General features: G+C 48.5%; 19 protein-coding genes. 10 read left to right on the plus strand and 9 right to left on the minus strand.

Annotated elements, in window-relative coordinates; genetic code table 11:
- Positions 1-3 precede the first annotated feature (3 nt).
- From ACZ483_RS05050 to ACZ483_RS05060, 3 genes are read left to right on the plus strand one after another with little or no spacing between them, the layout of a single operon-like run.
- On the plus strand, positions 4-1,158 hold the full coding sequence (locus ACZ483_RS05050; protein WP_464325084.1) for a porin: 1,155 nt from the start codon (positions 4-6) through the stop codon (positions 1,156-1,158).
- Positions 1,115-2,002 (plus strand): phosphate/phosphite/phosphonate ABC transporter substrate-binding protein, encoded by an 888-nt coding sequence (locus tag ACZ483_RS05055; protein WP_464325085.1) that lies wholly within the window; start codon positions 1,115-1,117, stop codon positions 2,000-2,002. The genes ACZ483_RS05050 and ACZ483_RS05055 overlap by 44 nt, the downstream gene beginning before the upstream one ends.
- Positions 1,999-3,516, plus strand: a complete 1,518-nt coding sequence (locus ACZ483_RS05060; RefSeq protein WP_464325086.1) for a diguanylate cyclase — start codon at positions 1,999-2,001, stop codon at positions 3,514-3,516. Before ACZ483_RS05055 ends, ACZ483_RS05060 begins: the two co-directional genes overlap by 4 nt.
- Here the strand turns inward: ACZ483_RS05060 and ACZ483_RS05065 are convergent.
- Positions 3,513-4,070: a Fe-S-containing hydro-lyase gene (locus ACZ483_RS05065; RefSeq protein WP_464325087.1), complete on the minus strand. Its 558-nt coding sequence runs from the start codon at positions 4,068-4,070 to the stop codon at positions 3,513-3,515. The genes ACZ483_RS05060 and ACZ483_RS05065 overlap by 4 nt on opposite strands.
- 13 nt (positions 4,071-4,083) lie before the next feature.
- Entirely contained in the window at positions 4,084-4,548 is a 465-nt protein-coding gene (locus ACZ483_RS05070) for a hypothetical protein (protein ID WP_464325088.1), read from the minus strand.
- 38 nt (positions 4,549-4,586) lie between these two features.
- Between ACZ483_RS05070 and ACZ483_RS05075 the strand changes: the two genes are divergently transcribed.
- The gene (locus ACZ483_RS05075) at positions 4,587-5,918 is read left to right on the plus strand and encodes an EAL domain-containing protein (protein WP_464325089.1); all 1,332 of its coding nucleotides are present in this window, start codon (positions 4,587-4,589) and stop codon (positions 5,916-5,918) included.
- Here the strand turns inward: ACZ483_RS05075 and ACZ483_RS05080 are convergent.
- Genes ACZ483_RS05080 through ACZ483_RS05095 form a run of 4 tightly spaced genes read right to left on the minus strand, consistent with a single transcriptional unit; the run spans position 5,915 to position 12,365 of the window.
- Positions 5,915-7,186: a dihydroorotase gene (locus ACZ483_RS05080; RefSeq protein WP_464325090.1), complete on the minus strand. Its 1,272-nt coding sequence runs from the start codon at positions 7,184-7,186 to the stop codon at positions 5,915-5,917. The two genes, ACZ483_RS05075 and ACZ483_RS05080, sit on opposite strands and share 4 nt — an antisense overlap.
- Complete coding sequence (locus ACZ483_RS05085) at positions 7,183-7,509, minus strand: hypothetical protein (protein WP_464325091.1); 327 nt, start codon at positions 7,507-7,509, stop codon at positions 7,183-7,185. Before ACZ483_RS05085 ends, ACZ483_RS05080 begins: the two co-directional genes overlap by 4 nt.
- A gap of 1 nt (position 7,510) precedes the next feature.
- Positions 7,511-9,325 (minus strand): leucine--tRNA ligase, encoded by a 1,815-nt coding sequence (leuS, locus tag ACZ483_RS05090; RefSeq protein WP_464325092.1) that lies wholly within the window; start codon positions 9,323-9,325, stop codon positions 7,511-7,513.
- A 4-nt stretch (positions 9,326-9,329) separates the two neighbouring features.
- Positions 9,330-12,365, minus strand: coding sequence for an EAL domain-containing protein (locus ACZ483_RS05095; RefSeq protein WP_464325093.1), 3,036 nt, complete (start codon positions 12,363-12,365; stop codon positions 9,330-9,332).
- Between the two features lie 138 nt (positions 12,366-12,503).
- On the opposite strand from ACZ483_RS05095, the gene trpB reads away from it, so the two are divergent.
- The 5 genes from trpB to hisC are packed head-to-tail and all read left to right on the plus strand — an operon-like array spanning position 12,504 to position 15,859.
- Positions 12,504-13,691, plus strand: a complete 1,188-nt coding sequence (gene trpB / locus ACZ483_RS05100; RefSeq protein WP_464325094.1) for a tryptophan synthase subunit beta — start codon at positions 12,504-12,506, stop codon at positions 13,689-13,691.
- Entirely contained in the window at positions 13,681-14,043 is a 363-nt protein-coding gene (locus ACZ483_RS05105; protein ID WP_464325095.1) for a toprim domain-containing protein, read from the plus strand. Before trpB ends, ACZ483_RS05105 begins: the two co-directional genes overlap by 11 nt.
- Complete coding sequence (locus ACZ483_RS05110) at positions 14,018-14,503, plus strand: hypothetical protein (RefSeq protein ID WP_464325096.1); 486 nt, start codon at positions 14,018-14,020, stop codon at positions 14,501-14,503. The genes ACZ483_RS05105 and ACZ483_RS05110 overlap by 26 nt, the downstream gene beginning before the upstream one ends.
- A gap of 51 nt (positions 14,504-14,554) precedes the next feature.
- Positions 14,555-14,797 (plus strand): hypothetical protein, encoded by a 243-nt coding sequence (locus tag ACZ483_RS05115; protein ID WP_464325097.1) that lies wholly within the window; start codon positions 14,555-14,557, stop codon positions 14,795-14,797.
- A gap of 3 nt (positions 14,798-14,800) precedes the next feature.
- Entirely contained in the window at positions 14,801-15,859 is a 1,059-nt protein-coding gene (hisC, locus tag ACZ483_RS05120; RefSeq protein ID WP_464325098.1) for a histidinol-phosphate transaminase, read from the plus strand.
- Here the strand turns inward: hisC and ACZ483_RS05125 are convergent.
- The 3 genes from ACZ483_RS05125 to cutA all read right to left on the minus strand — a co-directional run bounded on the left by ACZ483_RS05125 (position 15,843) and on the right by cutA (position 19,357).
- Positions 15,843-16,031 (minus strand): hypothetical protein, encoded by a 189-nt coding sequence (locus ACZ483_RS05125; RefSeq protein ID WP_464325099.1) that lies wholly within the window; start codon positions 16,029-16,031, stop codon positions 15,843-15,845. The two genes, hisC and ACZ483_RS05125, sit on opposite strands and share 17 nt — an antisense overlap.
- Positions 16,032-16,133: 102 nt before the next feature.
- Positions 16,134-19,046 carry an SbcC/MukB-like Walker B domain-containing protein gene (locus tag ACZ483_RS05130; RefSeq protein WP_464325100.1) on the minus strand — a complete coding sequence of 971 codons (2,913 nt, stop codon included), beginning with the start codon at positions 19,044-19,046 and terminating at the stop codon, positions 16,134-16,136.
- Positions 19,043-19,357 (minus strand): divalent-cation tolerance protein CutA, encoded by a 315-nt coding sequence (gene cutA / locus ACZ483_RS05135; protein ID WP_464325101.1) that lies wholly within the window; start codon positions 19,355-19,357, stop codon positions 19,043-19,045. The genes ACZ483_RS05130 and cutA overlap by 4 nt, the downstream gene beginning before the upstream one ends.
- Before the next feature lie 557 nt (positions 19,358-19,914).
- On the opposite strand from cutA, the gene ACZ483_RS05140 reads away from it, so the two are divergent.
- The gene (locus ACZ483_RS05140) at positions 19,915-21,042 is read left to right on the plus strand and encodes a mechanosensitive ion channel family protein (RefSeq protein WP_464325102.1); all 1,128 of its coding nucleotides are present in this window, start codon (positions 19,915-19,917) and stop codon (positions 21,040-21,042) included.
- Positions 21,043-21,073 lie beyond the last annotated feature (31 nt).

The following is a 21,073-nucleotide window of genomic DNA, read 5'->3' on the forward strand; positions in this document are numbered from 1 at the left end:
TCTATGAAACTCCTAAGATCCTTTATCCTTCTGCTTTCCACAGCATCTATTAGCTTCCCGATAGATCTTGATCTAAAGTTAAGGCTCCAGCCCAGGCTGGACGTAGGCGATATTTACAAGGACAGCGGTAAGTTCGAAAATAGGAGCGATCTTTATATGAGAAGAGCAAGGCTGGAGGTTTCCAAAAAATTGAGCAGAGTTCCTGTAGGAAAAAGCCTGAAGGCAAAGATAGTTCTTAGTGCCGATAAAATAGATAGGGATTACAATTTCCGTAGCGGAAAGAAAAAACGCAGAGATACCGACGTAAGACTAAAGTACGCTTACCTGAAGTGGAAGTTCAGGGACGAGATATCTGTCCTCTTCGGAAAGAAGAAGAAGCCCTACTCGAGGATAGCCTTAACCTCTTCTTCGAGGCAACTGCTGATAGAGAGACCCTTCTTCATAGAAGACGCCAAGGACTGGCTCGGTGATTACGACGGTCTTCAGCTCATGGTGGAGGGGAGCTTTGTCAAGGGGATTGTTAGATACATGTTCGCCGTGTCCGATGGGTCCTCCATAGAGGAGAAGCAGGAGGCGGGAGAGAACGTGAGATCAGAGGTGAGCTTTGGCAACTTCTATGCGTTAAGGATAGAGTTTTCCCCGCCGGGTTTTGTAGAGAAGAAGAAGGACGATACGGGCGTGGGTGAGAAGAGCGAGGGGAATGTGGTCAGCCTGGGTCTTTCCTACGCCAAGAACGGGAACTTCGACGTGGATACCGACGACGATGTAGATAACGGATACGAGGTGAAAAATGAAAGCGGTGAGATCTTTGGGATGGACCTCTTCGGCAGGTTTGGCTTGGGCGTAGGTGTATTGACGTTCCAGCTTGAGTACGCCTTGATGAGGTACAGAAAGGTAGATAGGGAGGAGTCGGGGTGGTACGCGCAGACTGGTTACCTTGTGGATGCTTTGATGGGTGAGGTTGAACCCGCCTTCAGGTACGAGTTCCAGAATATAAAGTACGAAGGTAGGAAGAGGGAAGTCTTAACCCTTGGCTTTAACCATTACCTCGATAAGCACAGATTAAAATGGTCTTATAACGTTCTCTTTATAAATAACCGTTGGAGCGGTGGCGATGATCAAACAGTACACCAACTTCAAGCCCAGCTTTACTTCTAAATACCTCGTGATCTTACTGCTTACACCCATATTCTCCTGGGCTTTAACCATAGGAACGATAACAGCGAAGCCTTCCAAAAAGGTCAAGAGGTACGAGCTCTTGGCCTCCTATATAGAGAAGAGGTTAGGAGAGGATGTAAAGATAAAGTTTGCCAAGGACATACCCCACATGCAGATGCTTATAGAAGAGGGAAAGGTAGACATCTTCATAGACAGCGTCTATCCGTCGCTAAAGGTTTGTATAAAGGCAGGGTGTGAGCCGCTGCTTTTAAGGTGGAAGAACGGCGTCAAGTACTACCACACACTGATATTCACGAGGAAAGATTCCGAATTGAACTCTCTCAGGGATCTGGTTGGCAAAAAGCTCGCCCTCGACGAACCTTTTTCCACATCGGGTTACTTCGTCCCCGTCGCTCTTCTGCTCGAAAGGGGGTTCAAACTTGTAGAGTTAAAAAGCCCGTCGGATCCAGTGCCTGAAGATAGTATAGGCTACGTTTTCGCCGGAGAGGAAGAAAACGTTGTTGGATGGGTATTTTTAAAAAAAACAGATGCCGGAGCCCTTTACGATATAAAATTTGAATCGATAGTAAAGGACAAAAAGCATTTCTTCAAGATTCTATTTGTATCTCCTGACATACCGCGCCATTTGGTTAATTTCTCGAGTAAGCTGAGTAAGGCAAAGGTAGATAAACTCATTGACATCCTTACCTCAATGCATAGGGACACGGAGGGTAGGAGGGTTTTGCACGAGTTCAAAAAGACCCTTAAGTTCGAGAGACTTTCAGAAAAGGACAGGAAGCTTATAGATATCCTCAAAAAGAAGATGTTGACCTTTGGGCTATGATAAAAAGTTTCAGAGCCAAGATCTTACTACTGACCTCCACCACAGCGTTCATACTTATAGCCCTGCTCACAGCCTGGGACGTATACAGATTTGAAGTTGCTGTGGAGAAGGTTATGATCGAGGAAATGAAGGACTATGCGAGGACCCAGGCGATCTACCTCGCCGACAGCCTGTATTACGGTGATTACGATAAGATAGAAGAACTCTTGGAAACCAACCCCGCCAGCCAGATAAAGGATATTCTTGTGCTGGACAAAACCGGATACATAATAGCCTCGAAGGAAAGGGGGATAGTTCTATTTGAGAGGTTCCCCTACATGGAAGACTTGAAGGGGGTGGAGAATTCTAAGATTATTGCAAAAAACTCTGAAACTCTATTGGTTCAACCTATTGGTTTAGGAGACGAACTTTTAGGTTATATAGTGCTAAGTATAGATACCAAGCGTTACCATAATCTCCTCAAACAGGAGATCTATCTCTCCTTAGGAACTCTGGTGCTATCCTTCATGTTCATATTCTTCTTCGTCAACTACATGAGTCTGATCTTTGCTAAGCGCACTAACTTTGCCCTAAGAATGCTCAGGGAGATAGGTGAGGGCAACCTGGATCTTCCCCCACCTCCCAAGACCGGTGACGAGTTTGAAGAGCTATACTTACGTATAAGAGATACCGCCCAGAGACTCAAAGAGAGTATGATAACGAGGGATTACTATACGAGCGTTGTAAACTCCCTTGTCGAAGCCCTCGTTGTAGTGGACGATAAAGGGATCATCGTAGACGCTAATCTCTCCTTCTGTAGACTGCTCGGTACTTCCTGTAAGGCTCCTTTAAATAAACCGATTTCCCAAGTGTTGCCTCAACTTGTCTCCGTGATAGAAGATTACGGACGAAAGGGGGAAACAGAACCTATAGAGCTGGTTGTGTCGGGTAAAAAAAGGTTCTTTCTTCCCTTCATAGGTAGTTACAAGAACCTTCTGATAATAACCCTAAACGATGTTACTGAACTCATAGATTATCAGAGGAAGCTGGAGGAACTTTCTCAAAAGGATCCCCTCACTGGTGTACTTAACAGAAGAGCAATGGGGAGCGTCCTCTCCTCCGAGGTGGAGAGGGCAAGAAGGTACGGCAGACCGTTGTCACTCATATATATGGATTTAGACAATTTTAAGAAGGTAAACGACACTTACGGACATGCCGTCGGAGACCTTGTCTTAAAGAGGTTTGTGGATGTGGTAAATGAGAAGCTCAGGAAGACGGACTTTCTGGCAAGATGGGGAGGTGAGGAGTTTGTAGCTCTCTTACCGGAAACTGGTCTCGAGGGCGCGAGGAGGCTCGCAGAGAGAATCCGGACGGCCATAGAGGAGGAAAATTTTGGGAAACCGGGAAGGATAACGGTTAGTATGGGAGTGACCCAATTCAGGCAAGACGACACCGTGGAAACCTTCCTTAGCAGAGCCGATAAAGCTCTCTATCAAGCTAAGCGAAAAGGGAAGAACAGAGTGGAAGTAGCTTAAATCTCTATCTTGGCGTACTTCTTCCTTCCCTCTTCAAAGATGTCTCCACCGTATATGTCGTTGGCAACTATCACGGGGAAGTCCTCGACGTATAGCTTCCTTATGGCTTCCGTTCCAAGATCTTCGTAGGCGACGAGCTCCGAAGACTTTATATGTTTCTGGAGCAGTGTGGCAACACCACCTACAGCGGCGAAGTAAACTGCCTTGTACTTCTTCAATAGTTCCTTTACCTGTGGAGACCTGTACCCTTTACCTATCATCCCTTTTAGACCGAGCTTGAGGAGAGGTTCGACATACTTGTCCATTCTTATGGCTGTCGTTGGTCCCGCAGAACCTATGACCTGTCCCTCCTTTGGAGGCGTGGGTCCAACGTAGTAGATTATTTGCCCCTTGAGGTCTATCGGGGGCTTCTCTCCCCTCTCTATAGCCTCAACCATCCTCTTGTGGGCAGCGTCCCTCGCCGTGTATATGTAACCTGTGATAAGAACCTTATCCCCAGCCCTCAGGCTTTCCACTACATCGTCCGTGAGGGGCGTAGCTATCCTCTTCTCCATAGGATTAATGATATCACTTCGTAACGGTTATGAATACGGCGAGATGTCCGTCTCTTACTTTATACCTCGTGATTACGAGCTTATCTCTGAAGGCGTCCGGTATCTTTGGATAGATCTCAGACCTCTTCAGAACCTCAAAGACGCTCATCTTAAGGTGTTCGTTTTCCTTAAAAAAAGCATCCCTCTTTAACAGCTCTTCCATGCCGTCAGAGGAGACTATCTCAAGGTATACACCCATATCTTCAGTCTCGTACTGCCTGAAGTTGTAAACCCTCCTCTCGTCCTCTCTTCCCCTGAACTCGAAGCCCTTATTGAATAGTAGGACCTTCTTCTTCCCCCTTATCTTTACAAGCCCGTCGGAGAATTCGAAATCTAAATCGGGGAAAGCCCTCTTGAAGTCTTCCGGAGTGAGCTTTACCTCAACTTCCGTATCTATGAGATTACCGAAGTTTATAAGATCCTCCTTAAATATCCCCATGTTCCCGTATACTATAATAAACCTCCGCAGAACAGGTTATGATAAGCCGCACCATAGAAAGCGTCGTTGAATACCTAATCTCCAACTGGGGCGATGTAGTTATAGTGGTAGCTCTACTCCTCACAGCCTTCGTATTGACCCTCCTTTTTAGAGAGAAAGCTTACCGGGGTGATGAAAAGTCCAAGCACTCAAAAAAAGAAAAGCCCTCCTTAGTCATAGCCGTCAAGATGGTCGATTTCGCAGAGATGATGAGTCTGTACGGATCTGGCGTTCTAAGTGAGATAAGCAGAGTATTGATTTCCAAGCTCAGAGCTATACTTTACGACTTGGGTGTTAAGAGCAGAGTCGAGTACGCGGGAGGAGGGATCGTTTTTGGAGAGGTTTTCGGGAACACTGCAGACTCGAAGTACATAGCTTACAGGGTGGCTTCGGAGCTCGAGGAGATAGAGGTAGATTTCTTCGAGATGAAGCTCGCTGTGAAAACGGTGGTAGGCTTGGGAATAGGTGAGGATTCGTACGATGAAGCTGTGGCTGCCGCGGAGGTGGCAAGCAGAGAGAGCAAGCCGCTGATCGATTTCAAAGAGCTTGCGCTGGACATAGACAGAAACTTGAAGATTGCCAACATGAGGAAGAAATACGATGAACTTAGAGAAGCTTTGAGATCGGGCAATGTCGTCCCCGTATTCCAGCCCATATTCAACTCCAGAACGAGATCTGTAGAGAAGTTTGAAGCCTTAGGAAGGATCAGGATGCCCGACGGCGAGATAAGATCCATCACCATGTATATGGACATTTTAAAGGGTAGTTCCCTTATGGAGGAGTGCATAGTAGATCTTTTCGATAAGGTATTTTTCGTAGCCAAGAATATACCCTACAGCGTATCCTTTAACCTTGACCTCAACGACATAAAGAGCAAAATAATCGTGGACTTTATCATGTATAAGATAGAGTCGGATCCGGCGACGGCGAGAAAGATAATATTTGAAATCCTTGAAACAGAAAGCCACATTGAGATGGATATAGTAAAGGACTTCTACCAGAGGTTGAGATCCTTCGGTGTAAATATAGCCATAGATGACTTCGGCACTGGTTACTCTAACTTCGGTAGGATACTGGAACTCAAGCCTATGTACATAAAGATAGACGGGTCCATAATAAGCAGGATCGTCGACGATAAGGTTGCCCTTGCGGAGGCGAAGGCTATAGTCTCCTTCTGCAAAGAGGTGGGTTTAGAGAGCGTAGCTGAGTTTGTGTCGAACACCCTCGTGTACAGGAAGGTTCTCGAGCTTGGAATAGACTACTGCCAAGGATACCTCTTCTCACCCCCAATAACCTACGAGGAGCTTCAGAAGAAGTATCTACACCGTTAATTATCTTTGTAGACAACCTTCCCTCCCTTTATCGTGTATATAACTTTGCCCCTTAAGACCTTTCCCCAGAGTGGTGTGTTCCTGCTCTTCGAAAAACTGGTTTCCCCGCTTAAAACCCACTCTTTCTTGGGATCAAGGATAACTATGTCGGCGGGTGAGCCCTCCCGGAGCGTCCCAGACTCTAAGCCTATTATTCTCGCTGGGTTTGTGGACATGAGCTCTACCACTCTCACCATAGAGAGAACTTCCCTCGATACGAGCTCCAACATCATCGGTAGAACAGTCTGGAGTCCTATCATTCCCGGCATAGACGAGTCGAGCCTTCCCTTCTCGAAGGGAGCGTGGGGGGCATGGTCGGTGGCTACGCAGTCGATCGTTCCGTCTGTGAGGGCGCTCCTCAGAGCTTCGATATCCTCCTCCTTTCTGAGGGGAGGATTCACCTTTGCGTTCGCCCCGCTCCTTAAAAGTTCTTCCTCCGTGAAGAAAAGGTGATAGGGGTTTACCTCGCAGGTCACCTTAGCTCCCCTATCTTTGAAGTATCTGACTATATCCACCCCAAGGGCTGTGGTAAGGTGCTGTATGTGGACATGCCCTCCCGTGTAGTAGGAGAGGATACAGTCTCTCGCGTTCAAAACGTCCTCCGCCTCTGGAGGTCTCGAGGATATCCCTAAGAGGGCGGAGATCTCACCCTCGTTTATTGCTCCCTTAGCGAGCCCATCGTCCTCACAGTGATTAAGCACTGGAACACCGAGCTGAGAGGAGAGTTCAAGGGCTCTCCTCATTATCCCCGAATCCATGACGGGACTCCCGTCGTCGGTGAAGGCAACGCACCCAGATTCTTTAAGAGCCCAGAAGTCGGAAAGCTCCTTTCCCTTCCTTCCCTTCGTTATCGTTCCAGCAGGCAGAATCCTGCAAAGACCCACCTCCTCAGCCTTAGATACAACGTATCTTGCCACCTCAGGAGAGTCGATCGGAGGATCGGTGTTGGGCATACAGAGGATCGTCGTGAACCCCCCCGCCACCGCCGCCCTGCTCCCGCTCTCTATATCCTCCTTGTAGGTCTGTCCGGGATCCCTCAGGTGAACGTGAAGGTCCACAAAACCCGGGCAGACTATAAGACCCTTGGCGTCTATTATCTGGGCTTCGGGTTCGAATATCTCCTCCTCAATCTTCTTTATCCTCTCTCCCTCGATCAGAATATCGTAAACTCCTACCAAGCCTTGGGAGGGGTCTATGATGCTCCCTCCCTTTATAAGGTGCTTTATCATGTCTCCTTGTTGGCACCTTCCGCTTCTAACTTCTCTGCCTGCTCTACGAGGTTGAGAACCTCCCTTATAGCTTCCTTAAGAGCGCCGAAGTCCGTTGTTTCTCTGAACTGAGAAACGATGACGGCGAGGGGTTCGAGGATCTCCTCCTTCAGGGGTCCTTCCCCCGCTTTTATCTGAGCCATAGCTCCAAAGATAGGATGTTTTATGCTCTCTATAAAAGGCTTGGCTTCCTCCTCACTCTTAGCCTCAGCTACGCTCCTGAGCTGTTCCCCAAACCTCTTAATCAGGTTAAGCCCCAGCTGAAACTCCTGACTCATCGCCATCTCAGCCCACCTCCGCGAGATTTAAAAGTTTCTCCCTGAGCTTCTCGACATCGTCCTCCTCGCTCAGACCGAAATGTTCCAAGAGTTTACTCACGCTGACCCATCTCCTAAGAACCATTCCCTGGGTTATCAATCTCTCGAAGGGTTCTTCGTCCCTCACTAAACCTATGTCTTTAAGAAACTTCTGGAAGAACCTCGCGTAGAGCAGGTGGAGGACGGCGTGCTCTATCCCTCCTATGTAGATATCCACCGGCATCCAGTAGTCCGCCTTCTTCCTGTCGAAGGGCAACCTTTCATTATTTGGATCGCAGTATCGGAGGAAGTACCAGGAGGAGTCAAAGAAGGTGTCCATGGTATCAGTTTCCCTCCTCGCAGGTCCTCCGCACTTGGGACATTCCGCATTCACGAACTCCTCCGAGGTCTCCAAGGGATTGCCCCTTCCGGTAAACTTCACATCCAAGGGTAGCATCACGGGCAGTTGATCCTCCGGCACGGGAACGGTCCCACACTTTTTGCAGTAAACTATGGGAATAGGGGTACCCCAGTATCTCTGGCGGGAGATGTTCCAGTCCCTTAGCCTGTAAGTTACCCTCGACTCTCCGAGTCCCTTCTTGCTGAGCCACTCCGTTATCTTTCTCTTCGCTTCCTCCGAGTCCATCCCGTCGAAGTCATCCGAGTTCACAAGCCTTCCCCTCCCTTCGTAGGCTCCCTCTTCGAAATTCCACTTCTCATCCGGGAGGACGACGGGAACTATCTCTATTCCATACTTCTTCGCGAACTCCCAGTCCCTCTGGTCGTGGGCGGGAACGGCCATAATGGCACCTGTTCCGTACTCGTAAAGTACGTAGTTGGCAGTCCATACAGGTATCTTCCTTCCGTTGGCAGGATTCTTTGCGTAAACTCCCAAGAAGACACCCTCCTTCTCCTCGGCGGTTGCCCTCTCCCTTGTGGAACTCTGCCTCACCCTGCTTAAAAACTCCTCCGCTTCCTTCAGCTTTCCTCCTTTCTTAGCGAGCTCTAAGGTTAAGGGATGTTCCGGGGCGAGAACCATGAAGGTGGCACCGAAGACGGTATCTGGTCTCGTGGTGAAGACCTCTATCGGGGTATCGTCCACGTAAAACCTCAGGATAGCTCCCTCAGATCTCCCTATCCAGTTCCTCTGCTGGACCAAAACCCTCTCGGGCCACTTCCCTTCGAGCTTCTCGAGATCCTCCAATAGGCGTTCTGCGTAGGCGGTTATTTTCAGAAACCACGAGGGGATTTCCCTCTGAACTATGGGAGTCCCACACCTCCAACACTTTCCCTCTATCACCTGCTCGTTGGCAAGGACTGTCTCGTCGTGGGGGCACCAGTTGACCACAGCCGTCTTCCTGTAGGCTATGCCTCTCTCGAACATCTTCAGGAATATCCACTGGTTCCAGCGGTAGTATTCGGGATCGCAGGTGGCTATCTCCCTCTCCCAGTCGTAAGAGAAACCGAGGAGCTTGAGCTGTTTCCTCATATAATCGATGTTCTCGTAGGTCCACTTGGCAGGATGGATGCCGTGCTTTATAGCCGCGTTCTCGGCGGGAAGGCCAAAGGCGTCCCATCCCATCGGGTGGAGTATGTTCTTTCCCTTCATCCTCAAGAATCTCGCTATCGCATCTCCTATGGTGTAGTTTCTCACGTGCCCCATGTGTATCCTTCCGGAGGGGTAGGGGAACATCTCTAAGACGTAGAACTTTTCCCCCTTAAAATCCCCCGCCCTGAAGACACCCTCCTTCTCCCAAACGGACTGCCACTTTTTCTCTATCTCCTTGGGATTGTAAGAGCTCATGATTTTAATTATAGCCCAACAGCCCTTTGAGTTCTGATTCCTCCAAGGGTCGCGAGGGATAGTATCCCTGACCGAAATCACAGCCCATCTCTTTAAGTATCTGAAGATGGGTCTCGTTCTCTATGCCCTCGGCGGTAGTTCTCAGATCGAGACTCTTTGCGAGCTGGATTATAGCGTTCACTATAGCCTTGTCGCTGGGATCCCTATCTATATCCACTATGAAGGAGGTGTCTATCTTAAGGGCATCGACCGGGAGCAGCTTAAGATAAGCTAAAGACGAGTACCCCGTTCCGAAGTCATCTATGGCCACTCCTATGCCCTTCTCCTTGAGTATCTCCAGAGATCTCTTGGTGAACTCGACATCTTCCATTATCGTGGACTCAGTTATTTCCAATATAAGCATACCGCCGTCTATACCGCTCTCCTCAACTATCTCTATAACCCTTTCGGAAAAATCTTCTCTCTTGAACTGAACCGGAGAGACATTTACCGATATCGGAAGATTCAGCTCTTTGATCTTACGGCAGACTTCCCTTAGAACCCAATCTCCCACCTCCACTATCAGACCCGTCTGTTCGAGGACGTTTATAAACCTCGAAGGAGGAACGAGACCCAGATCCTCGCTCTTCCACCTTATAAGAGCCTCGGCTGCATGAACCTCCATGCTTTCCAAGTTGTAGCAGGGTTGATAGTACAGGACGTACTCTCCCTTTTCCAGCGCTCCGGCGAGGTGCTTTTCAAGAAGCATGAACTCCGTTATCCTCGTGTTCATCTCCTCGGTGAAGAACTGGTAGCTACTCGTGAACCTCTCCTTAGCATGGGCGAGGGCGAGCTCCGCCTTCCTGACGAGCTCCTCTGGATCTTCTCCGTCGTCAGGGAACACGGCAACCCCGATGCTAACCGTTATCCGGAGTTCCTCACCGTTTATCGAGAAGGGCTCCTCCATCGAGGAAAGCACTTTCGATATAACTCTCGGTATGTCCTCCTTTCTCGCAAGATCGATGAGGGTAATTCCAAACTCGTCGCTTCCCATCCTCGCAACAACATCTCCCGGTCGTAGGGACTCCCTTATCCTTCTGCCGATCTCCTTGAGTATGTTGTCACCGACGTGGTAACCGTAGGTATCGTTTATATACTTAAACCTGTTTACGTCCACTATAAGCACTGCAAAGCCCTTTCCAGACATCTTGGTTCTTGCCGCGTAAAAGGCGAGTCTCTCCATGAAGTTGGAGCGGTTAGGGAGTTCGGTGACGGGATCGTAGTAAGCGAAGTAGTTGAGTCTCTCCTCAAGCTCTCTCTCCTGAGTTATGTCCTTCCCGGTGGCAACGAAGCCTACTATGTTCCCCTCCACATCCTTTATAGGTGTTATAGTCTGGTCTATGTAGAAGAGCCTTCCGTCCTTTCTCCGGTTTATAAACACGCTCCTGAAGGTCTTTCCAGAGAGGATCGTCTCCCATAGAGTTTTATAAAACCTCTCGCTGTGCTTTCCTGATTTAAATAGGTTGGGTCTCTTGCCTATTATCTCTGTCCTCTTATAACCGGTTATCTCTTCAACAGCTGGATTGGCGTACTGAACAATTCCATTCTCATCGGTAATGAGAACCCAATCGGAAGTCTGCTCTATAGCTAAGGAGAAGCGGTTAAGTTCTTCTTCCTTCTCTATGAAGTCGAGGGCGAAGCTGAGCTGATCCACTATCTTTTTTACAAGCTCCGCCACCTCTTCATCGAAGAAGTTCCTGTCTCCCGCATATAGGTTCATAATACCCACCACCTTCCCTCCCTGCCAGAGGGGAACCGCTACAGAAGACAGAAAGCCTTTCCTGAGCATAGCTTCTTTGAGCTCCGCCGGTTCTATCTCTACTTCCGTATCGTTGTTTATAAATATCTCTCCCGTGGTGTAGGCTTTGCCACAAGGTCCTACACCTTCCGTTATCTTCGAGAGAACGCTTTTCTTTACGGAATTCAGCAGGTCCTCTACATCGCCACAGGTGCTAACGATCTTAAGTTCATCGTCCACAATACCGATCCACACACCCCTAAAACCACCGTGGAGCATTACCGTAGTGCATATCTTCCTAAAAAGCTCTTCCCTGTTTCGCTCTCTCAAAACTATCTCACTCACTATCGAGAGGGTCATGTAGAGTCTGTTTAGCTTCTGGAGTCTTCTCTCGGTCTTCTCCAAGTTGTTCTCGAACCTTTTCCTTTCGAAGGCGAGACCGAGAAGGTTAGATATAGAGTCTATGAACCTGAGCTCCTCATCAGAGAAGATTCTCTTTTTCTTCAAATAAACACAGAGTGTCCCGTAAACCCTCTCGTGTCCTCTGAGGGGAGAACAAATACCGCTCTTTAAACCGAGTATGTGGGTATCGGGCGTGAAGGTAAACCTCTTTTCCTTATCAACGTCTTCAACGACAACGGGCTTGGCTGACTGGAAGGTGTAGTAAAATTCCGTGCCTTCCCGGAGAGGTAATCTGTACTTTCCTATAAGCTTTTGGTCTACACCGTAGCCAGCCCTCAGAACTCCTTCATCGTTACCCTCCGGAACCTCGTATATGACCACGAGATCAGCCCTGAGAGCCTCTCCGACCGCCTCGACAGTTCTGAAGAGAAGTCCTTGAAGATCCTTCTCAAGGGCTAAGAGCGAAAGTTCTTCTATAACCTTTCTTTTGGTAACGTCCCTCGCAACACCTATGAAGCCTATCACCTTTCCCTTTTCTATCACCGGAATTATCCTGTCCTCGACCCAGACGTAGTTCCCGTCCTTCGTCTTTACTCGGTACTCTCTGACCTTAGAGGTCTTCTCCTTTAAAAGTTCAAGGGACGTCTTGAGAGCTCCACCAACATCGTCCGGATGGACAAGGGAAACCCACAGGGAAGAATCCTTTAAGAACTCCTCCGGATCGTAGCCCGTTATATCCTTAACCCTGTGGTTTACGTAGCTGACCCGCGCCCTCGCCGGATCCTCTTCCTCCTTCAGACTCACCATATAGACTATGTCGTTTATAAGCTCTAAGAAGAGCCTTTGGCTCCCCTCTTTCATAACGGACTCCCGTATATCCTGTATAAATGTCGGCTCCTTATTTTCACCTTTCAATCGGGGATTCTAACACAGTTGAGATTCGATCTCAATACAGATTTCTCTGGAAGTTACGCCTGCCTCCGGGCTTATAATAAAGTCATGCTTCCTGACGACAGAGGGTACTTCGGAGGGTTCGGGGGTAAGTTCGTCCCTGAGACTCTCATGTACGCTCTCGAAGAGTTAGAGGAAAAGTACCTTAAACTAAAGGGAGACCCCGACTTTCAAAGGGAGCTCGAATACCTTTTAAAAGAATACGCAGGAAGACCTACACCCCTTTACTTTGCCAAGAATCTCACCGAGCACGTAGGGGGTGCAAAGATCTACCTCAAGAGGGAGGATCTCCTCCACACGGGAGCCCACAAGATAAACAACACCCTCGGCCAGGTTCTACTGACGAGGAGGATGGGAAAGAGGAGGGTGATAGCGGAGACGGGAGCTGGTCAGCACGGGGTAGCTACCGCGACAGCCTGTGCTCTCCTGGGAGTTGAGTGCACCGTTTACATGGGAGAGGAGGACGCAGAGAGGCAGGAGCTGAATGTCTTCAGAATGGAGTTGCTCGGAGCTGAGGTGAGGATAGTCAGGAGCGGAAGCAGAACGCTGAAGGACGCCATAAACGAGGCTCTGAGGGACTGGGTTACCAACGTTGAGACCACCCATTACGTTATCGGTTCCGTGGTAGGACCCCACCCTTTCCCCATGATAGTGAGAGACTTCCAGAGTGTCATAGGTGAGGAGACGAAGAGACAGATACTTGAGAAGGAAAGGAGGCTTCCCGACGCCGTAGTCGCCTGCGTCGGGGGTGGATCCAACGCAATGGGTATCTTCTACCCTTTTATAGAGGACGAAGGTGTTAGGCTCATAGGTGTAGAGGCTGCAGGATACGGTATAGAGACGGGTAAGCACGCCGCATCACTGACCGGTGGAGAAATAGGAGTCCTCCACGGTATGAAGAGCTATTTCCTTCAGGACGAGGAGGGTCAGATCCTCCCCACCCACTCTATATCTGCAGGGCTCGACTACCCCGGCGTGGGTCCAGAGCACTCGTGGCTCAAGGAGAGCGGTAGAGCTGTTTACATATCGGCGAGCGATGAGGAAGCCTTAGAGGGCTTCAAGCTCCTTTCGAGGACAGAAGGGATAATTCCCGCTTTAGAGTCAGCCCACGCAGTGATAAAGGCTGTGGAGATAGCCAAGGAGATAGGGAAGAAAGGGATAGTCGTGATAAACCTCTCTGGGAGGGGGGACAAGGACATGTGGCACGTGATGAAACACATAAGGCATGGACTTTAAGGACTTCTCCGATTGGCTCAGGAAGCTAAGGGACTTCTCCGATAGGTATCCAGTCCTCGTTGAGGGGAAGAACGACCAGAGAGCTCTCAGGAGGTACGGTATAAAGAACGTCATAACCCTTTCTGGGAAGAGGTTTTCTGACATACCCGATATCCTCGAGGGAACCTCGGAGGGCGCCATACTCCTCTTTGACCTCGATCCCCACGGGGAGAGGATAAACGAGAAGATAAGGAAGCTCCTCCGATCACAGGGTTTCCTTGTTATAGAAGACTTCAGGGAGTATCTTAAAGGGGCGGGTATAATTCATATTGAGGGTTTAATAGGGGATGAAGGAAAGGATAGCAATACTTAGAAAGGTTCTCGTTTACGACAGGATACTCAGGTTCAACATAGACCTCCTCACGGGGATAAGATCCGAGATAAAGGCTGATATCGAAGAGACCAAAATCTTAGCGGACGCCTTCTTAGAGGATAAGGAGCTTCGCTATGTAAAAGACTTCCTGCTGAAAGTCGAGGAAACCTTCCTTCTTAAGCTCGACGAAGTGCTCGACAGCATATACGACGAGTACGAGGTCTTCAATTTCGATATAACCTTTCTCTCGAGCATACCCGAGGAGGTGGGAAGGGAGATAGAGAGGCTCGAGCTTATAGATACTATTAATACGAAGCTCGAACTGTTAAAAGATATTCTTAGTGAAGCATGCTGTCTCGTAGAACCAAATGAGAGAATTGAGATAATACTTACGCCCTTTAGAGTCTATTGCGAACTCCTGAACCACGCAATTGAGTTCAATAAAAAGTTTGAAAAGTGAAATTAAAAAGCTTAAAATAATAAAACAGCAAATTTTAAAGGAGGCTTTAAGATGGCAAGAAGAGCGAAAAGAAGAGGAGGACCGAGGTATAAGAAGGTTTCGCTTTCATTACCTAAGAGGCTCTATCTCGTTCTTAGCGGAATAGCTATGGGAGATGATAAGAAACTTAACAGATTAATAAGGGGAATTCTCGAGGACAAGCTCCAAGAATCGACCGTAGCCGAACTCGAGATGTACCTCAGGAAGACGGAAGAAGAGGAAAAGGAGGAGACCGTCGAGCAGTCCCAAGGCTGATAGATGTTCCTTTCTAAAAGGCTTAAGTCCCTAAAGGCGTACAGGACGGAAACAACGGAGGCTCGAGTAAGGCTCTCCTCTAACGAGCTACCCTACGACCTCCCCGATGAGCTAAAAAAAAGGGTAGCCGAAGAGCTGAAAAAGGTTTCCCTCAATAGGTATCCCGATCCGAATTCTACCGAGCTGAAGGAGGTGATCTCGGAGTTCTTCGGTGTTGATCCAGAGAACCTAATACTTGGGAACGGCTCGGACGAGCTCATATACTATCTCTCCATATCCATTGGGGAGTTCGATCAAGCGGTCTACATACCTGTTCCCACCTTCCCCATGTACGAGATCTCCTCAGACGTGTTCGGAAGACCGAAGGTAACCGTCCGCCTCGATGAGACCTTCGATATAGACTTAGAGGAAAGTTTAAAGAGCATCTCCGAAAGAGAAACAGTCCTCGCGTACTACTCCTACCCAAACAACCCTACGGGCAACCTCTTTTCGAGGGAAAAGATCAAAAGGATCAGAGAGGGAGGGGTTTTCACGGTCGTGGACGAAGCTTACTACCACTACAGCGGTGAGACCTTTTTAAGAGACGCTGTGGAGAGGGAGGATACGGTGGTTCTGAGAACTCTATCGAAGATAGGTCTTGCGGGACTTAGGGTAGGTATACTTATCGGGAGGGAAGATGTGCTTTCGGAGATAAACAAGGTCAGACTCCCCTTCAACGTAACCTATCCTTCCCAGGTTATAGCGAAGATTGTTCTGACAGAAGGCAGAGAATTCATAGAGTGGGCTGTAAAGAAGGTTGTGGAGGAAAGGGAGAGGCTCTTATCTGAAATGAAGAAGATCGAAGGTATAGAAACGTTCCCGAGCAGGGCAAACTTTATCCTATTCAGAACTCCCTTTGATGCGGACAAACTCCACTCGGAACTCGTCAAAAGGGGCGTCTTGATACGAAATATGTCCTACCTTCCGGGCTTAGAAAGATGTTTAAGAGTCAGCATCGGAAAGCCCGACGAGAACGACCTCTTCTTAGAGGCTCTGAATGACGTTGTTAGCTCGCTCTTATGATGTCTGAGAAATCAACGTAGTAATCTTCCCTCCTCTTAACGCTCCTCTTAAAGGTTCTCTTTAACTCCCTCGGAGCACATTCATCGGCGAGATCAGCCTCTTCCCAGCAAACGGGAGCGTACTTGGAGATTATGTCGGTATAATCCTTTGCGTTAAGGACGGTCTTTTTCATAGTTCTCACCTCCGACTTGTTCTGATTTTTAAGATATATCAATAACTTATTTTGTCACGTTAAAATATCGTTTGAAAATTTTTAAAACATCTTTTGGAAAGTTTAATAGTGAACCTCGACCGTTGAAAAGTCTCCGTGCTTTTTCACAATTATCCTTTGGTGGAATCGCTCCGCAAGATCGGGAATGTGGGAGATTATACCGACCATTCTGTTTATCCTCTGTCTGAGTAGCTCCAAGATATCGCTTACCCTCTCCCTCGTCTCCTCGTCGAGCGATCCAAACCCCTCGTCTATAAAAAGGCTCTCCAGGTGGGCGTTCGCGGAGAGGACATCGCTGACCCCGAGGGCTAAGGATAGGCTCGCCAGGAAGGTTTCTCCACCGCTCAGGCTCTTGACGTCCCTCTCTACCCCCTGAACCCTGTCGAGAACTGCGAGATCCCCCTTAGAGTCGATGACCAGTTCGTAAGTGTTGGTGAAGTTGAAGAGATACTCGCTCGCCCTGTCCACAACCCTGCTGAGCATGAGGCTTGATACGAAATCCTGAAGCCTGTCACTCTTGAGGTCCTCCTTCAGCCTCGAGTAGAGGAGGAGCTCCTTCTCAAGCTCTCCTATTTTTCCCTCCATCCTCTTCTTCTTCTCGATAATCTCTTTTATGTGCTCTATGCTTCTCTCTATCTCGCCGAGCCTCCTCAGAAGCGAGTCTACCTCCGATCTGACCTTCGAAAGTTCCTCCTCCACTTCATGCGATCCCGGAGTGCCTTTAAGATCCTCTATCCTCTCCTTCAGCTTCTTAGCACTCTCCGTAAGAACCTCTCTCTCCTTCTCGAACTCCGATATCCTCTCTTCTATCTCCTTTATTTCCTCCTCGCTGAGCTGGAGCTCCCTGACCCTTTCGAGATCGCCCAACTCTTTAAAGAGAGGTACGAGCTTTCTCCCCACCTCTTTCTTCTCCGCTTCCTTCTTCTTTAAAGACTCCTCCACCTCTCTGAGCTTGGTCTCTAAGGCTACCATGCTCCTCGCAAGCTCCTCCATATAACCCTTAACCCTCTCCCTCTCCTTCTCCACGCCCTCTATCCTCTCCTCAAGCTCCTTAGCCTCCTCCAAAAGCCTCTCCCTCCTCTCCCTTATCCCCTCGAGATCTCCGAAATTTCCCAGTTTTTCCCTCCTCTCACCAACTATCCTCCTGAGATCCTCGATCCGGCTCCTTATCGTCTGGACGTCTCTCAAAGCCTCCTCCCTCTCCTTGAAGCGAAGGTTAAACCTCTCCCTGTACTTCTTCAGCTTCTCCTCCAGCTCCCTCTTCTTTCTCTTCTTCCCCTCAAGTTCCCTGAGCCTTACCTCCAGGTCCATCTCTAAGAGAGCCTCCCACCCCTTGAGCTTGCTCCTCAGACCTCGGATCTCCTTCTTCAGACTCTCTTCCTTGGACCTCAAAGAAGAAAGCTCCTTCTCCTTCTCCAAAACCCTCTCCCTGAGAGCTCCTATCTCTTCCTCCAAGGAGGTAAGATCCCCTATCTCCTCCTCTTTACCTCCTTCGAAGACCCCACCGCAGACGGGGCAGGTGTCTCCCTCGTGGAGGTGGGAACGTATCTTTTGGGCATAGAACCTGATACTCTCCTCTTTTAGCTTCCTATCTTTCTCTTCGAGATCACTCCTTAGGGAGGCGAGTTCCTTTTCCAAGCCTCCTTTCTCCCTCTCAATTTCCTCCAGCTCTCTCTCTAAGCTTTGGAGCCTCTCCCTCTCCTCCAAGAGAAGCCTCCTCCTCTCAACCTCCTGCAGGAGCCTTTCGTACTCCTCCTCGTCAAAGTCGAGCCCCTCCAATTCCCTCTCCGTCTCCTCTATGTAAGTTTCCCCTTTCTTTAACCTCTCCTCCCTGTCTCTTAAAATCTCCTCCTTCTCCCTGAGCATCTCCTCGAGCCTCTTTATCTCTTCTTCTTTATCCTTTATCTCTAAGAGTTCCTGCTCCGTCCTCTCGAGGTTGTCCAGCTCTCTTAACGTTTCCTGAAGCCTTCTTCTCATCTCCGGGAGCGACCTGAACTCCTTCTCGATCCTATCCCTCTCCTCCTCGGCGTTCTTAATCTCTTCCTCGAGGCTGATCCTGTCCTTCAGCAGCTTCTCCCTCTCCTTCCTCAGTCCTCTCATCTCCTCTTCGAGAGCCTCTAACCTCTCAAGGTAAGGCAGAAAGGGAAGGATCTTCCTGGCAACTTCTAATCTCTTCCTCTCCTTCTCGATCTCCTCACTTCTACCTTCGAGCTCTCTTAGTTTACGGAGAATGTCCTCAAGCTCCCTTTCGAGGGACTCCCTCTCCCTCGCCTTGTTGAGAAGTTCTTCGAGCTCCCTCTCCCTCTTCCTGAGAGCCTCAACCCTCCCAGCTTTCTCCCTCTTCTCGTCCTCGAGCCTCCTTATATCCCCTTCGCTCACCTCCTTAAGGCTTTCATACTCACTTCTAAGCGTGGTTAGCTCTCCTTCGAGCTCTTTATACACCTCAGAGGCGAGCTGTCTTACTTTTTCAAAAACCTCGAGATTTAATAGGTTTATGAGTATTTCCCTCCTCTCCCTCGGCTGACTCGGTTTCAAGAACCTGTCGAACTCCCCCTGAGGGAGGAGTATGACCTTAGTGAAGGTCCTGTAGTCGAGACCCGTTACCTTCGGGACCCACTTTTCCTCTATCTCTTTCTTTTTAAGATTCAGCCTCCTTCCCTCCTCCATTACCCGGACTGTATCTTCCCTCGGCTTTTCCCTGTAAAATCTCTCTATCCTGTACCTCTTTCCGCCTACAAAGAAGTCGAGGGCGACTCTGAGTCTGTTGCTACCCTTCGAGATCACGTACTTGGTGGCAGTCGAACCTCCGTATCTGGGAACTTTCCCGTAGAGAGCGAAAGTTATGGCGTCCACTATGCTCGTCTTACCCGCTCCCGTCTTCCCCTGAATTACGAAGAAGTCAAGCTTTTCGAAATCTATCACCTGCGGTTTCTTATAGACCGTAAAGCCTTCGAGTTCGAGCCTGAGCGGTCTCATCTAAGGGAGTCCTCTATCCACTTCAGGTAGTCCTCGTTACCCGCAACTATCGGAAGGGCTATTATCTCAGGAACGGTGTAGGGATGGATCTCCTTAACTTTCCTTAGAAGCTCTCTGAACTTCCCGATGGATGTCTTAACGACGAGGAGAGCCTCTTTGTCCCTCTCTATGTTTCCCTTCCACCAGTAGACGGAGCTTACCTCCGGAACAACGTTCACGCAGGCTCCGAGCTTGTTCTCCACTATAAAGTTGGCTATCTCCTCTCCCTTATCCACAGGTGTGGTTATCAGAACTACTAAATACCCCTCCATCGTTATGATTATGTTATAACAAAAATCAAGCTAAGCTCTTTTTTCAAATATTTTGTAAGTCTCTGATATTTCTTCAAAATTTTTCAGACTGACGAAGATCATATTTGAATTTTCGGTATATCTGCTTAAATTCTTGTGTGAGTAAGGGAGGGTTGAGATAGCCCTCATGGCTCCTTAGCAAGGGAATAGGCAAAAATCGGCTCAAACCCTTGGGGGACAGTCTAAATCAAAAACTCATTGATATTTCTGCAAAATCCCGACGTCGAGTCTAATTGAGAACAATTCTCACTCTGTCCCCCTTGAAAATTAAGGATTTCAATCCGACCCTTGCAATGCCCTAAGGAAAAAGAGGGATTGCGACGCTTTCGTCTCTGCTGTGTCTCCACTATCTTTGTCTTTCCATAGGCTTGCAATGCCCTAAGGAAAATAAGAGATTGCGACCTTCTTCGCCTGATAGTGTTGCAGCAGGATAGATGTACTTGCAACGCCCTAAGGAAAGAGGGGGAAAGCTACCTTTACTTTTCTCAAGAACCCTGTTTTAACATAAAATCTTCTCTATGGAGGCTCTGGGCAGACTTCAGGAATTTTTAAATCAGGTCTTCCTCGGAGTTCCTCTTTACAGAATACTTTTAGCCCTTTTAGTCTTTTTCCTATTCATCTTCTTTAGAAAGCTCATAATTCTACTCGTCCTGAAGTCCTTGATCAAAGCAACGAAGAGAACAAAAACTGAGATAGACGACCTGATCGTTAAAGCCCTTGCAAAACCTGTCAGTTTTCTGATTGTAGTTGCTGGGATAGGGCTTTCACTTGTTATACTCGGAATAGAAAAGACAGTTATCATAAGGATCTTTAAAACCTTATTGATATTTGTAATAGGCTGGTCCTCCTTCAATTTGATAAATACCTTTCAGGAAAGCTTTTACCGCTTTGCAGAGAAGTTTGGAAGGGAGCTATCGAGAGAGATAGGCGGGTTCCTTATAAAGCTTCTCAAGGCTTTCGTTATAGTTGTAGTCGTCATAGCGATCCTTCAGGAGTGGGGGATAAACGTAAGCGCACTCCTCGCCTCCCTCGGTCTCATGGGTCTCGCGGTCTCCCTCGCCGCAAAGGATACCCTCGAGAACATAATCAGCGGGTTCGTTATTCTCCTCGACAAGCCGATCCTCAGCGGTGAGACAGGGGAAATAGCCGGCGTTCAGGGAACAGTAGAGGAGATAGGACTGAGATCGACTAAAATTAGGACCTTTGACAAAACCCTCGTCACCATACCCAACAAGGAGGTTATAAACCAGAACATAAACAACTGGTCGAGGAGGGACAAGAGAAGGGTGAGGACTTACATAGGGCTCGTTTATTCAACCACAAAGGATCAGATGGTAAAGATACTCGAGGACATAAGAGAGATGCTCGCTAACCATCCAAGGGTCTCCAAGGATGAGAACTTCTACGTTCACTTCGAAACCTTCGGCGACAGCTCCCTCAACATACTCCTCCAGTATTACACCGACACAGCGAACTACGGTGAGTACCTTAAGATCGTAGAGGATATAAACCTAAGAATTATGGAGATCGTGGAGAAGAACGGCTCCTCCTTCGCCTTCCCAAGCAGGTCGATATACGTCGAAAGCTTACCCACCTTGGAACTTCGGCAGAGTAAAGATCAAACTCCCGACCAAAGTTCTTCTTGAGAACCGGCTCTTCTACAAGAACCACCCACAG

Source organism: Hydrogenivirga okinawensis, from assembly GCF_055385515.1.

Coding starts and splice junctions, on each gene's coding strand:
- ACZ483_RS05060 (WP_464325086.1), top strand. CDS start 1,999: ATGATAAAAAGTTTCAGAGCCAAGATCTTACTACTGACCTCCACCACA.
- ACZ483_RS05080 (WP_464325090.1), bottom strand. CDS start 7,186: ATGATAAAGCACCTTATAAAGGGAGGGAGCATCATAGACCCCTCCCAA.
- ACZ483_RS05055 (WP_464325085.1), top strand. CDS start 1,115: ATGATCAAACAGTACACCAACTTCAAGCCCAGCTTTACTTCTAAATAC.
- ACZ483_RS05115 (WP_464325097.1), top strand. CDS start 14,555: ATGGCAAGAAGAGCGAAAAGAAGAGGAGGACCGAGGTATAAGAAGGTT.
- ACZ483_RS05105 (WP_464325095.1), top strand. CDS start 13,681: ATGGACTTTAAGGACTTCTCCGATTGGCTCAGGAAGCTAAGGGACTTC.
- ACZ483_RS05130 (WP_464325100.1), bottom strand. CDS start 19,046: ATGAGACCGCTCAGGCTCGAACTCGAAGGCTTTACGGTCTATAAGAAA.
- ACZ483_RS05140 (WP_464325102.1), top strand. CDS start 19,915: ATGGAGGCTCTGGGCAGACTTCAGGAATTTTTAAATCAGGTCTTCCTC.
- ACZ483_RS05070 (WP_464325088.1), bottom strand. CDS start 4,548: ATGGGGATATTTAAGGAGGATCTTATAAACTTCGGTAATCTCATAGAT.
- ACZ483_RS05065 (WP_464325087.1), bottom strand. CDS start 4,070: ATGGAGAAGAGGATAGCTACGCCCCTCACGGACGATGTAGTGGAAAGC.
- cutA (WP_464325101.1), bottom strand. CDS start 19,357: ATGGAGGGGTATTTAGTAGTTCTGATAACCACACCTGTGGATAAGGGA.
- ACZ483_RS05110 (WP_464325096.1), top strand. CDS start 14,018: ATGAAGGAAAGGATAGCAATACTTAGAAAGGTTCTCGTTTACGACAGG.
- ACZ483_RS05095 (WP_464325093.1), bottom strand. CDS start 12,365: ATGAAAGAGGGGAGCCAAAGGCTCTTCTTAGAGCTTATAAACGACATA.
- ACZ483_RS05050 (WP_464325084.1), top strand. CDS start 4: ATGAAACTCCTAAGATCCTTTATCCTTCTGCTTTCCACAGCATCTATT.
- ACZ483_RS05075 (WP_464325089.1), top strand. CDS start 4,587: ATGATAAGCCGCACCATAGAAAGCGTCGTTGAATACCTAATCTCCAAC.
- ACZ483_RS05085 (WP_464325091.1), bottom strand. CDS start 7,509: ATGGCGATGAGTCAGGAGTTTCAGCTGGGGCTTAACCTGATTAAGAGG.
- hisC (WP_464325098.1), top strand. CDS start 14,801: ATGTTCCTTTCTAAAAGGCTTAAGTCCCTAAAGGCGTACAGGACGGAA.
- ACZ483_RS05125 (WP_464325099.1), bottom strand. CDS start 16,031: ATGAAAAAGACCGTCCTTAACGCAAAGGATTATACCGACATAATCTCC.
- trpB (WP_464325094.1), top strand. CDS start 12,504: ATGCTTCCTGACGACAGAGGGTACTTCGGAGGGTTCGGGGGTAAGTTC.
- leuS (WP_464325092.1), bottom strand. CDS start 9,325: ATGAGCTCTTACAATCCCAAGGAGATAGAGAAAAAGTGGCAGTCCGTT.